At 68.8% G+C, this 13,391-nt stretch carries 12 protein-coding genes; 9 read left to right on the forward strand and 3 right to left on the reverse strand.

Annotation, left to right across the window (positions count from 1 at the left end; all coding sequences use genetic code 11):
- Window positions 1-77: 77 nt before the first annotated feature.
- The 4 genes from GA0115254_RS22270 (at window position 78) to GA0115254_RS22285 (ending at window position 3,963) form a co-directional block, all read left to right on the forward strand.
- Complete coding sequence (locus GA0115254_RS22270; RefSeq protein ID WP_093897060.1) at window positions 78-1,148, forward strand: glucose-1-phosphate thymidylyltransferase; 1,071 nt, start codon at window positions 78-80, stop codon at window positions 1,146-1,148.
- The gene (gene rfbB, locus GA0115254_RS22275) at window positions 1,145-2,131 is read left to right on the forward strand and encodes a dTDP-glucose 4,6-dehydratase (protein WP_093897061.1); all 987 of its coding nucleotides are present in this window, start codon (window positions 1,145-1,147) and stop codon (window positions 2,129-2,131) included. Before GA0115254_RS22270 ends, rfbB begins: the two co-directional genes overlap by 4 nt.
- Window positions 2,128-3,012, forward strand: coding sequence for a dTDP-4-dehydrorhamnose reductase (gene rfbD / locus GA0115254_RS22280; RefSeq protein WP_093897062.1), 885 nt, complete (start codon window positions 2,128-2,130; stop codon window positions 3,010-3,012). Before rfbB ends, rfbD begins: the two co-directional genes overlap by 4 nt.
- Before the next feature lie 156 nt (window positions 3,013-3,168).
- A complete protein-coding gene (locus GA0115254_RS22285) occupies window positions 3,169-3,963 on the forward strand; it encodes an O-methyltransferase (protein ID WP_093897150.1) in 795 nt (264 codons plus the stop codon).
- Between the two features lie 70 nt (window positions 3,964-4,033).
- On the opposite strand, the gene rfbC is transcribed toward GA0115254_RS22285, so the two are convergent.
- Both rfbC and GA0115254_RS22295 read right to left on the reverse strand, forming a co-directional pair.
- Window positions 4,034-4,633, reverse strand: a complete 600-nt coding sequence (gene rfbC, locus GA0115254_RS22290) for a dTDP-4-dehydrorhamnose 3,5-epimerase (protein ID WP_093897063.1) — start codon at window positions 4,631-4,633, stop codon at window positions 4,034-4,036.
- Between the two features lie 64 nt (window positions 4,634-4,697).
- Complete coding sequence (locus GA0115254_RS22295; RefSeq protein WP_093897064.1) at window positions 4,698-6,737, reverse strand: glycosyltransferase family 2 protein; 2,040 nt, start codon at window positions 6,735-6,737, stop codon at window positions 4,698-4,700.
- A 432-nt stretch (window positions 6,738-7,169) separates the two neighbouring features.
- Between GA0115254_RS22295 and proB the strand changes: the two genes are divergently transcribed.
- From proB to GA0115254_RS22320, 5 genes are all read left to right on the forward strand, one after another.
- Window positions 7,170-8,267, forward strand: coding sequence for a glutamate 5-kinase (proB, locus tag GA0115254_RS22300; RefSeq protein ID WP_218105574.1), 1,098 nt, complete (start codon window positions 7,170-7,172; stop codon window positions 8,265-8,267).
- 132 nt (window positions 8,268-8,399) lie between these two features.
- A complete protein-coding gene (locus GA0115254_RS22305; RefSeq protein WP_093897065.1) occupies window positions 8,400-8,900 on the forward strand; it encodes a hypothetical protein in 501 nt (166 codons plus the stop codon).
- Between the two features lie 83 nt (window positions 8,901-8,983).
- Window positions 8,984-10,267, forward strand: a complete 1,284-nt coding sequence (locus tag GA0115254_RS22310; protein WP_093897066.1) for a glutamate-5-semialdehyde dehydrogenase — start codon at window positions 8,984-8,986, stop codon at window positions 10,265-10,267.
- A gap of 67 nt (window positions 10,268-10,334) precedes the next feature.
- On the forward strand, window positions 10,335-10,940 hold the full coding sequence (locus GA0115254_RS22315) for an SCO2584 family spore wall biosynthesis protein (protein ID WP_093897067.1): 606 nt from the start codon (window positions 10,335-10,337) through the stop codon (window positions 10,938-10,940).
- Window positions 10,941-11,186: 246 nt separating this feature from the next.
- Window positions 11,187-12,308 carry an SCO2583 family membrane protein gene (locus GA0115254_RS22320; protein WP_093897068.1) on the forward strand — a complete coding sequence of 374 codons (1,122 nt, stop codon included), beginning with the start codon at window positions 11,187-11,189 and terminating at the stop codon, window positions 12,306-12,308.
- Here GA0115254_RS22320 and GA0115254_RS22325 read toward each other — a convergent pair.
- The gene (locus GA0115254_RS22325; RefSeq protein ID WP_093897069.1) at window positions 12,241-13,368 is read right to left on the reverse strand and encodes a M48 family metallopeptidase; all 1,128 of its coding nucleotides are present in this window, start codon (window positions 13,366-13,368) and stop codon (window positions 12,241-12,243) included. The two genes, GA0115254_RS22320 and GA0115254_RS22325, sit on opposite strands and share 68 nt — an antisense overlap.
- Window positions 13,369-13,391 lie beyond the last annotated feature (23 nt).

Consider the following 13,391-nt stretch of genomic DNA (forward strand, 5'->3'; position numbering starts at 1 on the left):
GCAGCGATTCTCAGTAAAGTCGCCCAGCAGGTCGCAGCCGCGACAAGACCGATATCTCAACCATGAGGACTGGTCAAGTGAAGGCTCTCGTACTGTCCGGAGGGGCCGGCACCCGCCTGCGTCCCATCACACACACCTCGGCCAAGCAACTGGTGCCCGTGGCGAACAAGCCTGTGCTGTTCTACGGCCTGGAAGCCATCGCGGAAGCGGGTATCACCGAGGTCGGCATCATCGTGGGCGACACCGCCCAGGAGATCCGTGAGGCGGTCGGCGACGGTTCCCGGCTCGGCATCGAGGTCACGTACATCCCGCAGGACGAGCCGCTCGGTCTTGCCCACGCGGTGCTGATCGCCCGTGACTTCCTGGCGGACGACGACTTCGTCATGTATCTCGGTGACAACTTCATCGTCGGTGGGATCACCGGTCTGGTGGAGGAGTTCCGCACCGACAGGCCCGATGCGCAGATCCTGCTGACCCAGGTGCCCAACCCGACCTCCTTCGGTGTCGCGGAGCTCGACACCGAAGGCCGGGTGGCGTCTCTGGAGGAGAAGCCGAAGGAGCCCAAGAGCGATCTGGCGCTCGTCGGTGTCTACCTCTTCACCCCCGCCATCCACGAGGCCGTCCGCTCGATCGAGCCGTCCTGGCGTGGCGAGCTGGAGATCACGCACGCCATCCAGTGGCTGATCGACCAGCGGCGCGACGTGCGCTCCACCACGATCCGCGGGTACTGGAAGGACACCGGCAATGTCACCGACATGCTGGAGGTCAACCGGACCGTGCTGGAGACCATCGAGCCGTCCCACGAGGAGGCCGAGGTCGACGAGGACAGCGAGATCATCGGCCGGGTACGGATCGAGCCGGGCGCCAAGGTCAGCGGCAGCCGCATCGTCGGGCCGGCGATCATCGGCGCCCGGTCGGTGATCAGCGGCGCGTACGTGGGCCCGTTCACCTCGGTCTCGGAGGACTGCCGGATCGAAGACAGCGAGATCGAGTACTCCATCGTTCTGCGGGGCGCCTCCATCGCCGGTGTCCGCCGAGTGGAGGCGTCGCTCATCGGCCGTGACGTCGAGGTGACCCCCGCGCCCCGTTCCCCGTCCGCCCACCGACTCGTACTCGGCGACCACAGCAAGGTGCAGATCTCTTCATGACCACGAACATCCTGGTGACCGGCGGCGCCGGTTTCATCGGCTCGCACTATGTCCGCACGGTGCTCGGCCCCGAGGGCCCCGGCGACATCGCCGTGACCGTGCTCGACAAGCTCACCTACGCGGGCAACCCGGCCAACCTCGACGAGGTGCGCGACCACCCCGGTTTCAGGTTCGTACAGGGCGACATCTGTGAACCCGAGCTGGTCTCCAAGCTGATGGCCGAGCACGACCAGGTGGTGCACTTCGCCGCCGAATCCCACGTGGACCGCTCCATCGACGGCGGCGCCGAATTCGTCCGTACGAACGTCGTGGGCACCCACACCCTGATCCATGCCGCGCACCTGTCCGGCATCAACACCTTCGTGCACATCTCCACCGACGAGGTCTACGGCTCGATCGACGAGGGCTCCTGGCCCGAGACCGACCCGCTCGCGCCCAACTCGCCGTACTCCGCGGCCAAGGCGTCCAGCGACCTGATCGCGCTCTCGTACCACCGCACCCACGGCCTCGACGTACGGGTGACCCGCTGCTCCAACAACTACGGGCACCACCACTTTCCCGAGAAGGTCATCCCGCTGTTCGTCACCAACCTGCTGGACGGCAAGACGGTCCCGCTGTACGGCGACGGCGCCAATGTCCGCGACTGGCTGCACATCGACGACCACGTCCAGGGCATCGAACTGGTCCGGACGAAGGGCCGACCCGGTGAGGTCTACAACATCGGCGGCGGCACCGAGCTCTCCAACAAGGAGCTGACCGGTCTGCTGCTGGACGCCTGCGGGGCCGACTGGGACACCAGCGTCACCTACGTCGAGGACCGCAAGGGCCACGACCGCCGCTACTCGGTCGACTGCACCAAGATCCGCGAGGAGCTCGGTTACGAGCCCCGCAAGGACTTCCGCACCGGCCTCGCCGAGACTGTGCAGTGGTACCGCGACAACCGCGCCTGGTGGGAGCCGCTGAAGGACCGGGCCGCGCTGTGAGCGCCGTCTGGCTGGTCACCGGAGCCGCCGGGATGCTGGGCCAGGACGTCCTGGCCCGGCTTGCCCGCGAGGACATCACCGTGGTCGCCGCGGACCGCGCGGCCATGGACATTGCGGACCCCGGATCGGTGCGCGCCGGCTTCGACGAGCACCGCCCCGCCGTCGTGGTGAACTGCGCCGCCTGGACCGCTGTCGACGACGCCGAGTCCCAGGAGGACGCCGCGCTGCGGGTCAACGGCACAGGCCCCGAGGTCCTTGCCGCGGCCTGCCGTGAACACGGTGCCGTCCTCCTCCAGGTCTCGACCGACTACGTCTTCGCCGGGGACGGCGACAAGCCGTACGCCGAGGACGGCCCCACCGGACCGCGCAGCGCCTACGGCCGCACCAAACTCGCCGGCGAGCAGGCCGTGCTCGACACCCTGCCGGACACCGGCTACGTGGTCCGTACCGCCTGGCTGTACGGTGCGGGCGGTGGCAACTTCGTCCGTACGATGATCAAGCTGGAGGGCGTCAAGGAAACCCTTGACGTGGTGGACGACCAGCGCGGACAGCCCACCTGGACCGTCGATCTGGCCGACCGGCTGGTCCGGCTCGGACAGGCCGCCCTCGCGGGCACCGCCCCCGCGGGTGTCTACCACGGCACCAGCGGCGGCGAGACGACCTGGTTCGGCTTCACCCGGGAGATCTTCCGGCTGCTCGGAACCGACCCTGCGCGCGTGAGCCCCACCACCAGCGAGGCCTTCGTACGGCCGGCTCCCCGTCCCGCGTTCAGCGTGCTGGGACACGACCGCTGGGCAGTGGCCGGGATCGAACCGATCCGGGACTGGCGGGCGGCACTGGAAGAGGCATTCCCGGCACTTCTCGCAGCAGAGCGATCGTGATCGTCGAATGATCATATCGACGGTCAAATCCCGTCGAATTCCAAAGATGTGAACAACGAAGGTTTACATAGGGGAGAACGCTTACATCACAGTGCGGTCATGGGGTAACTTCGCCGGGGACCAGACCAGTTGGTTTCCTCCGAAGGGCTGCTCCACGTGAACCGCCATGACTTTCTGCGTCAATTGCACCGCGTCTACCGGCCTCGGAACTATTTGGAGATCGGGGTCAACGACGGCAGGAGCCTGGCCCTCTCGCGAGTGCCCTCCGTCGCCGTCGACCCAGCCTTCCGCGTGGTGACGGACATCAGTTGCGACGTCCACCTGGTCAAGGCGACGAGCGACGACTTCTTCGCCCGCAAGGACCCGCTGCTTCACCTGCGCAACGGCCGCAACCCGTTCCGCGCCCTCGCCCGCCGCGATCCCCTCAATGTGCTCGGTGGGGATCCGAAGCTGGAGCTCGCCTTCATCGACGGCATGCACCTCTTCGAGTACGCCCTGCGCGACTTCATGAACGTCGAGAAGCATGCCCGCTGGTCGAGCGTGATCGTGCTGGACGACATGCTGCCGCGCGATGTCGACGAGGCGGCCCGCGACCGGCACACCAAGTTCTGGACCGGTGATGTGTACAAGGTGGTGCAGGTGCTGCGCCGCTACCGTCCCGACCTGGTGGTCGTCGAGGTGGACACGGCGCCGACCGGTGTGGTCGCCGTGTTCGGCGCCAACCCGGAGAGCGACATCTTGAAGAACGCGTACGACAAGATCATCGAGGAGTACGTCGTACCCGATCCGCAGGATGTGCCGGAGGAGGTGCTGGTGCGGAAGAACGCCGTCCAGCCCGAGACGCTGCTCGGCGCCGACTTCTGGCCGGCCCTGGCCCGTGCCCGCAACCTGCGCCGTCCCCGCTCGGCGTTCGCACCCCTGCGGGGGCGCATCGAGGCCGTGACGAGCTGACCGGACCGAGACAGTGAGAAGCCCCCGTGATCCGTACGGACCACGGGGGCTTCGGCGTTCCTGTCCGGGCTCAGCCGCGGGCGCGCAGCTGCGCGTAGTACGCCTGGCACGCCTCGTACGACGGCAGCAGGCCCTGCTCCTCGGCCTCGGCCAGCGAGGGGGCCGCGGCGTCCTTGTCGGACAGCAGCGGGGTGGTCCCCTCCGGCCACTCGATGCCCAGCTCGGGGTCGAGCGGGTTGATGCCGTGCTCGCGGCCGGGCGCGTAGCCCTCCGAGCACAGATAGACGACCGACGCGTCGTCCGTCAGGGCCATGAAGGCATGGCCGAGACCCTCGGCGAGATAGACGGCGTGATGGTCCGCATCGTCGAGCCGGACGGCTTCCCACTGCTTGTACGTGGGGGAGCCGACCCGGATGTCCACGATGACGTCGAGCACCGCGCCACGTACGCACTTGACGTACTTCGCCTGGCTCGGCGGCACGTCGGCGAAGTGGACGCCGCGCAGCGTTCCCCGGCTGGAGATGGAGAAGTTGGCCTGCGCGAGCTGCAGAGTGTGTCCGACAGCCTCGCTGAGTGCCGACGCCTTGAACCACTCGTGGAAGCTGCCGCGGCTGTCCGGGAAGACCTTGGGCTCGTGCACCCAGGCCCCTTCGATGGAGAGCTGCCGCATGCGATCACGTCCTTGTTCCGATGTGTTTGATGCTGGTGCTGGTGGGACCGTCGTCGGCAGCGGATCAGCCGGTGAGCCGGGCGGCGAGACGGCGCGCGCGCTTGCGGCCCTGCGGCGGGAGCCTGCGCACGATCGGGCCGCCGACGGCGCGCAGCGCGCGACGCAGCGTCGCCTTCCGGCGTTGCGAGGCAGCCCCGGCCATGATCGCGTCCGCGGCCTGGGGCAGTTCGGGATCGAGCTGGATCCTGCCGCCCTTGTCGACGGTGACGTCGCAGAGGCCGAGTGCGGGGCCCTTCTCGCCGTCCAGCCGTACGGAGAGCTTCCAGGCGCCCGCCGCGACGCCGGCGGCGCGGCCGGGCACGGTGAGGTGGGCCCTGCCTTCCGTCGGTTGCAGCACGGTACGCAGCGTGTGCACGGCCGAACCGGTTCCGTCGACCGGGCTCAGGACCAGCTGGGCGTCGGAGGCGACGGTCGTCGTGGCGGTGAAGAGCTCCAAGCGGAGCTCGGGCCGCCGACCCGGGGTCCGTAGAACGGGACGGCCGCCCAGATAGTCGGCAAGCTTCTTGCTGCGACGGGCGACATCGAGCGTGAGGTTGCCGTGCGGGTCGGTGAAGTACGGGATGACGGAACGGGCCGGCGAGCCGAGCGAGGCAGGCAGGCAGGAGGCGTCCACCTCCGGTGCGCGGTCGGCACCCAGCCTTGCCTTGCGGACCAGGCCCAGGCCGCGCAGCGGCACCCAGATGTCCCAGAAGCCGCGGGAGACCCGGCCACGGCCCTTGACCGCCTCCGAAGACACATGGCCGCTGCCGCTCAGGACGATCTCGCAGGCTCCGTCGCCGAGTTCAACGGTCCGAGTGGTGAACGTCGCGGGGCAGGGCCATTCGACGGCCGTCTCGCGATTGCGCAGGGACAGTTCGGCGGAGAAGCCGTCGATGTCGTCGGTGACATCGAGGAGTTCGTCCTCGGCCAGCAGCCCGCCGCCGTTGTCCGGGTGCAGGAAGTAGCGGCCGTCCCGGTGCAGCAGTTTCACAGGGGCCTCGTCGTCCCCCTGGACCAGCCGGGCGGTGACGGTGACGGCGACGCGGCCGTCCGGCTGCCAGGCGAACTCCTCCAGACGTGCCGACGCCTTGACGGACCCGGCGAACCGGGCGATCCGGAGCAGCCCCTCCCGGTCGTCCCTGCGCAGGAGTGTGGACCGGATCCGCAACAGCGGGCCGAGGCCGTCGTGCACGCCGTCGCCCATGAAGTCGATGGCCAGCGGCCTGATCGCGTCGCACATCTCGTCGAAGAACTCGGGCTGGTACTTGACCACCGCGGGTTCGCTGAGCCGGCTCAGCATCTCGACCCGGTAGAAGCGGCGGAGCAGCAGATCCCGAAACTCGCCCGGCTCGGTGTTGGCCACGACGACGTCCAGGACTTCGCGGAGGTTTCCGTAGTAGTCGGCCGGAACGATCCTGGTGGATCCGGCGTTCTTGCCGTCGTCACGCCGGGAATAGAAGTAACAGGTGTAGTTCCCCAGGATGGAGACGACTTCGGCCGGGAAGTACGCCTGCATCATGTAGAGCTGGTCCTCGAGGCGGCGCTTGCCCTCGGGGTAGGCGATGCCGTTCTTGCGGAGGAACTCCGTCCGGAACATCTTGTGCGGCGTGAGGCTGTCGTACAGCGGTGCGTCGCGCAGGGTGCACTTCTCGCGGTTCTTCTTGAACACGCCGTGCGGGACGCCGCGGAAGTTGCTGGCCACCTTGCCGATGACAATGTCCGAGTTGTTGCGGTGCCCCATCTCGTACAGCCGGCGCAGGGCGTCGGAGGCGAGATGGTCGTCCTGGTCCACGAACTGGACGTACTCGCCCTTCGCCTCGTCCACACCGACGTTGCGGGGCTTTCCCGGCCATCCCGAGTTGGGGATGGTGATCACCCGGAAATGAGGGTGTTCCGCCGCCAGCTTTTCGAGCCGTTCAGGAGTGTCGTCCGTTGATCCATCGTTGACGAAGAGAACTTCGAACTCCCCTGCAGGGAGCGTCTGTCGCAGAAGTGAGTCGATGCAGGGGTCGATGTACTTGCCCGGGTTGTATACCGGAATGACGACACTTACTTTGACTGGCATCGCTGCTGTCCCATGTCTGGTAGAGGTCCCTGGAGATGGTGGCGGATGCGGGGCTGACACTGCACACTGCCGAAGAAACGGGGGAGGGCCGCCGCCATGCACCCTATCGGCTGTTAGATGAGCGAGATGTTCCGATGGTTGCGCCGGTTGGAGCGCTTCGATTTTCCCGTGCCCGTTCGCCCGGTGCCGGTGCACTACGTCGAGAAGCCGATCATTCGATATGAGTAATGAGCTTGACTGCTGACGCGGCTGTCGATTTCTTCGGCAGCGGGGCCGGACGCACGGGCCATGGGGTCGCTCACAGGTCCACGGGCCGGAACGCACAGGCGCGGATTCCGCCGCTCGCGTAGATTGCCAGGGCTGGGCGAGGCCGAATCATTGGGGTTGTACGTGTCAGGGGCAAGGCAGGGCGTCACAGAGGCCCGCAGGATCGTGGTCAAGGTCGGTTCCTCATCCCTCACCACCGCGGCGGGCGGCCTCGACGCGGACCGTGTCGACGCGCTCGTCGACGTGCTCGCCAAGGTGAGGAGCGGCGGGGAGCGCGAGATCGTGCTGGTCTCCAGCGGCGCCATCGCGGCCGGGCTCGCCCCGCTCGGGCTGCACCGCCGGCCCAAGGACCTGGCCAGACAGCAGGCCGCGGCCAGCGTCGGACAGGGACTGCTCGTCGCCCGTTACACCGCCTCCTTCGCGCGTTACGGCGTACGCGTCGGCCAGGTGCTGCTCACCAGCAACGACACCAGCCGCCGCGCCCACTACCGCAACGCCTACCGCACACTCGACCAGCTCCTGGACATGGGTGCGCTCCCGATCGTCAACGAGAACGACACCGTCGCCACCGACGAGATCCGGTTCGGTGACAACGACCGGCTCGCCGCGCTCGTCGCCCATCTCGTCCGCGCGGATCTGCTGGTCCTCCTCTCGGACGTGGACGGCCTCTACGACGGCGACCCCAGCACCCCGGGCACGTCGCGGGTCGCCGAAGTGGCCGGCCCCGAGGATCTCGCGGGTGTCACCATCGGCAGCGCGGGGAAGGGCGGCGTCGGCACCGGCGGCATGGTCACCAAGGTCGAGGCCGCCCGGATCGCCACGGCTGCGGGAGTCCCGGTCGTCCTCACCTCCGCGAGCCGGGCCGCCGACGCGTTGGCCGGACGCGACACCGGCACGTACTTCCACCGCACCGGACGCCGCTCGGCGGACCGGCTCCTCTGGCTTGCGCACGCCTCCACCCCGCAGGGCTCGCTGACCCTCGACGACGGGGCCGTACAGGCGGTCGTCGAGCGGCACAGTTCGCTGCTGCCTGCAGGAATCGCCGCGATCGAGGGCGAGTTCACCGCGGGCGACCCGGTGGAACTGCGCGACCTCGAAGGCCGTCCCGTGGCTCGCGGACTCGTCAACTTCGACGCCAAGGAGATTCCGCAGCTGCTCGGCCGATCCACCCGCGATCTGGCGCGTGAACTCGGTCCAGCATATGAGCGCGAGGTCGTACACAGGGACGATCTTGTCGTCCTGCACCCCCGACAGACCCCCTGAAACGGCTGAAAGTCCAGCCTCCGGGCAGGGACCTTCACGAAAAGCGCCCCATCGTCGGCCGCGGACTGGTCAACTTTGTAACGGGGGCACAGCGGGGTACAGCACAGCAAACGCATTCACAGGAGGCCGCCGGTGAGACGAGCGCGCCCGGGGGCGCCGCCCCGAGGAACGGGTGGCAGGGCCCTGACCAGTGTCGGAGCAGGTGTCGGCTTCGACGAGAGCCGGTCCTTGGACCGCAGGGACGGCCGGACCACCGGGCCCGAGCCGACGGTGGCGAAGGAGGAGCGCACCCCGTCGAGACTCTGGCACATCACGCTCAGTGTCTCGGGCGCCGCGATTCCTCTGAAGGAGGTCAGACGCGGTCTCGAACAGCTCGCGCACGACCATCCCTTCCTGCTGACCAGCCGGTACGCCAACGACCACGCAGAGATCCGCTACTGGGAAGAGGCCCGCGATCTGCACGATGCGGCGGCCGTCGCGCTCCGGTTGTGGGGGGAACACCGCTCCACCGCCGGGCTTCCGCCCTGGGAGATCGTCGGCCTGGAAGTCATCGACCGGGAGACGTACCACCAGCGCGTCGCCGAGGGATACGGGCCGCCCCCGGCCGCCCCGGTCGGCGTGCACCCGTACTGAGCGCGGCGGCGGCCCCCGGGGCAGTTGTCTCGCATCACGGGATACGTGACGGATGCCCGCAGTGTGCGCACTACTCTGCGGGCATGACCACGCTCTCGCCGTACGACAACATGTCCCCGGTCGCCCAGGCCGCCTACCGGGCACGCTCCGCCGCCGCCGACATCGCGCCACTGCCGCGCGCGGCGAAGGACGACGCGCTGCTGGCGATCGCGGACGCGCTGGAAGTACGGACGGGCGAGATCGTCACGGCCAACGCCGAGGACGTCGCCCGAGCCCGTGAGGCCGGGACCAGCGAGTCGATCATCGACCGGCTCACCCTCACCCCGGAACGGATCCGCGCCATCGCCGCCGACGTGCGGGACGTCGCGGCGCTGCCCGACCCGGTCGGCGAGGTCGTCCGCGGTTCGACCCTGCCCAACGGCATCGACCTGCGACAGGTCCGGGTGCCGCTCGGCGTGGTCGGGATCATCTACGAGGCCCGGCCCAATGTGACGGTCGACGCCGCTGCCCTCTGCCTGAAATCGGGCAACGCCGTCCTGCTGCGCGGCTCGTCCTCCGCGTACGCCTCCAATGTCGCGCTCGTACGGGTCCTGCGCGATGCGGTCGGCGGCTCCGGCCTCCCGGCCGACGCCGTGCAGCTGGTGCCGGGTGAGAACCGCGACTCGGTACGGGAGCTCATGCGGGCGCGCGGCCTCGTCGATGTCCTCATCCCGCGCGGCGGCGCCTCGCTGATCCGCACAGTGGTCGAGGAATCCACCGTTCCGGTCATCGAGACCGGCACCGGCAACTGCCATGTGTATGTGGACGCGCAGACCGACCTCGACATGGCCGTCGACATCCTGATCAACTCCAAGGCGCAGCGCCCGAGCGTCTGCAACTCCGCCGAGACGCTCCTGGTCCACAAGGACATCGCCGCGGACTTCCTGCCCCGGGCACTTGACGCGCTGGCCGGTGCCGGGGTGACCGTGCACGGCGACGAGCGGGTCCTCGAATACGCCGAGGGGTCCAAGGCCACCGTGGTGGCGGCGACGCCGGAGGACTGGGAGACCGAGTATCTCTCGTACGACATCGCCGCGGCCGTCGTGGATTCGCTGGACGCGGCCGTCGCGCACATCCGGCTCTGGTCCTCCGGTCACACCGAGGCGATCGTGACCACCTCCCAGGCCGCGGCGCGCCGCTTCACCCAGTTGGTGGACTCCACGACGGTGGCCGTGAACGCGTCGACGCGCTTCACCGACGGCGGTCAGTTCGGCTTCGGAGCCGAGATCGGCATCTCCACGCAGAAGCTGCATGCCAGGGGCCCGATGGGCCTGCCGGAGCTGACCTCGACGAAGTACATCGTCACGGGCGACGGCCACGTGCGGTGACCGTCCGGGTTCGGTGAATGTTGCGGGCTCCCTGCCCAGAACGACCCGGCGAGGCTAGTCTGGAGCCGTGCCGGACGACGTGGGGGGCAGGCCGTTCCCGGACGGCTGGGAGCCCGACGACGACCGCGGGGGCGCGGACGAGGACTTCGCCTCCGTGGTATTCGACGAGGACTTCGTACGGGCCGCCGAGATCCATGAACCCACCGCCGTGGAGCGACTGCTCGCGGCTGCACAGGCGCGCGCCGAGGCCGAGGCGTCCCGGGCGCGGGCGGGCGGCGGCCCGCCGGACGACGAGCTCTATGACGAGGGATACGGGCCGGGCGGCGCATACGGCCGCGGGAGCGCCTACGGCGACCCGCTGGACCCCGATGGCGACGACGTGTACGGCAGTGGCCCCTACGGGCGCCACGGCGGCGCCTTGCGCCCCTACCGAGGTGCGGCGCGCTGGCACCGGCCGGTGGCCTGGCTGCTCGCCGTCCTGATGGGCATCGGGATGGTCGCGCTGGCCTTCAGCGCCGTCTACCGCAACACCTCGGGCAACCGCCAGGACCCCGCCCCGCCGCCCGCCACCACAGGCGTGGACAGTCCACCCGGCCCCGTCCCCAGCGCCGTCCCGTCGGCCTCGGTCGGCTATCCCCGCTCCACGGTCTCAGCACTCCCGCGCCCGTCCTGAGGGCGGGCGGCCGGGGTCCCGGGGCAACTCTCGGGCGGTTCTCTCGCGGCTGGGCGTTTACCCCGGTCGTAATCGACCTACCCTGAAGATATGACCCCTCTCTCCGAGGGGGCTTCTCACTCGTCCGTATGCGTAGTCATGCGACGTCATGCGAACTCATGACGGGCGGGCCCTGTCCGAAGCCATTCGGCCGAAGCAGAGCGAAGCGTTTCGGCCCTGGTCGGTGACGTGGAGTCGGGAGAAGTCATGGCAGACCGCGGAGAACCACCAGAAGGTCCGCCCGAGAGCACGCCGGGCGGCGGTGAGGACGAGTACCGGTCACTCGTCTTCGACGAGTCGTTCGTGCGTGCTGCCCGGCTGAAGGAATTCTCCGCCCAGGAACGCATGGGGGATCACGCCCGTGCCGTACGCAGCCTCCCGGCCCGGGGCTTCCGCGCCGGCTCCAAGGCAGCCATCGCCCTGGTCCTCCTGATCGCCCTGGCCTTCGGAACGGCCGTGTACATGGGCTTCCGCCACCCTTATCAGGCGCCCGTCGGCAGAAGGGCCGAACCTCTGAGGTCGACCGTCGTCCCCCTGGCTCCCCAGGGTGCCGTACCCGGCGGAACCGCCGCCGACCTCCTCGCCAAGAGCCCAGCCGCACAGTTCGAAACGGGTGCCGCAGGCATCAATCTGCCGGCGATCCGAGGGACGGACAACTTCTCGGACAGCCAGGTCGCGACGGCCCTGACCACGGTCAAGGACTATCTGGTGGCGTCCTCTCTCGACCCCGACGTCCTCACCGGAAACGCGGTGCGGCCGGTGGAAGCGCTGCTCGACCCGGATCAGATGGCCCAGTTCGACCGCAGCATGAGCCGGCCGGACGACGACGGGCAGCATGCCGCGACCGGCTGGCTGGTGCGCTTCGACCCTGCGAAGGTGGCACTGGCCGCTCCGGACATACGGGTCCGGGGCACCCTGAGCTACGCGGAGGCGGGATCCGACACCCTGGAGGTGGTGTCGGACCACACCTTCACATACACGCTCCGCCCAGCGGTCCCAGGGCCCCAACGGGCAGGTGGCGCCTCGCTCTTCACCGTTCGGCGCGAGCTGCACATCCGCTTCGACCGGGAAGACCTGCGGCTGCACCGGCTGGAACTGCGCACCAGCTACGTACAGGCCGGACCGCAGGCGTGCCCGTCGGACACCACCGGTGCGCTGCAGCCGTTGCTGGCCAGGCAGCGCGCCGCCTCCCGCGGCCCCGCGGGCACCGACCCGTACGCGACGGACCGGCCCACTGCGGCGGTCTGCGGGACGCTGACGGTCAGCTCCCAGCAGCCCCGGGCTCATCAGGGTTCCGAGGCTCCTGGGGCTCCGCAGAGCCGTCCGTAGCACCGCCCTTGCCGGCCGTTCCCCCGCCCCCTTGACCGGTGAACTTGTCGCGGAGCTTGCCGCCCAGGTCTCCGGCACCCCCCGCTATGTCGCCGACGAGCTTCATCAGCGGATCCTTGCTGGTGCGCACCGTGTCCGCGTAGTGCGCCGCGGACTCCCGGAAGGAGTCCGTCACCGAGGTGTCCTTGTCCTCGTCGCGTCGCGGGTAGTGGCCGTCCATGATCCGCTGGTAGTCGCGCGTCTCGGACCACTTCTTCAGCTCGGCCGCACGCACCGTGGTGAAGGGGTGCGAGCGGGGCAACAGATTGAGGATCTTGAGCACTGAGTCGCGCAGATCGCCACCCTTCTCGTACTCGTCGGCCTGGGCGAGGAAGGCGTCCACATTCATCTCGTGCAGATGATTGCCGCCCGCGATCTTCATCAGGCCGCGCATCGATGCCTGCAGATCCTGTCCGACCAGCAGCCCCGCCCGGTCTGCCGACAGCTCCGACTTGCGGAACCACTCACGCAGTGCCGTCACGATCGCCATGATCGCGACATTGCCGAGCGGGATCCAGGCGACCTTCAACGCGATATTGGTGAGGAACAGCAGAATCGTGCGGTACACGGCGTGACCGGAGAGGGCGTGTCCCACCTCGTGGCCGATGACGGCCCGCATCTCCTCCTCGTCGAGCAATTCCACCAGCCCCGTCGTCACCACGATGATCGGCTCGTCGAGACCGATACACATGGCATTGGGCTGCGGGTCCTGGTTGACGTACATCGGCGGGACCTTTTCCAGGTCCAGGATGTAACAGGCGTCCCGCAGCATGTCGTTGAGGTGGACGAACTGCGCGTCGCTCACCCGGACGGAGTCGGAGAGGAAGAGCAGCCGCAGGCTGCGCTCGGGCAGCAGACCGCTCAGTGTTTTGAACACGGTGTCGAAACCGCTCAGCTTGCGCAGGGCCACCAGGGCCGAGCGGTCCGCCGGATGTTCGTAGGCCCGGGACGAGATCCCTGCGAAACGCCTGCGCTGCCTGCTCGGCACGTTCTCGTTGCTCTCGTGGCTGCGTTCGGTCATGAATGGGCCCCCTGTTCGTACGA

Source organism: Streptomyces sp. Ncost-T10-10d (assembly GCF_900091955.1).
GTDB lineage: Bacteria > Actinomycetota > Actinomycetes > Streptomycetales > Streptomycetaceae > Streptomyces.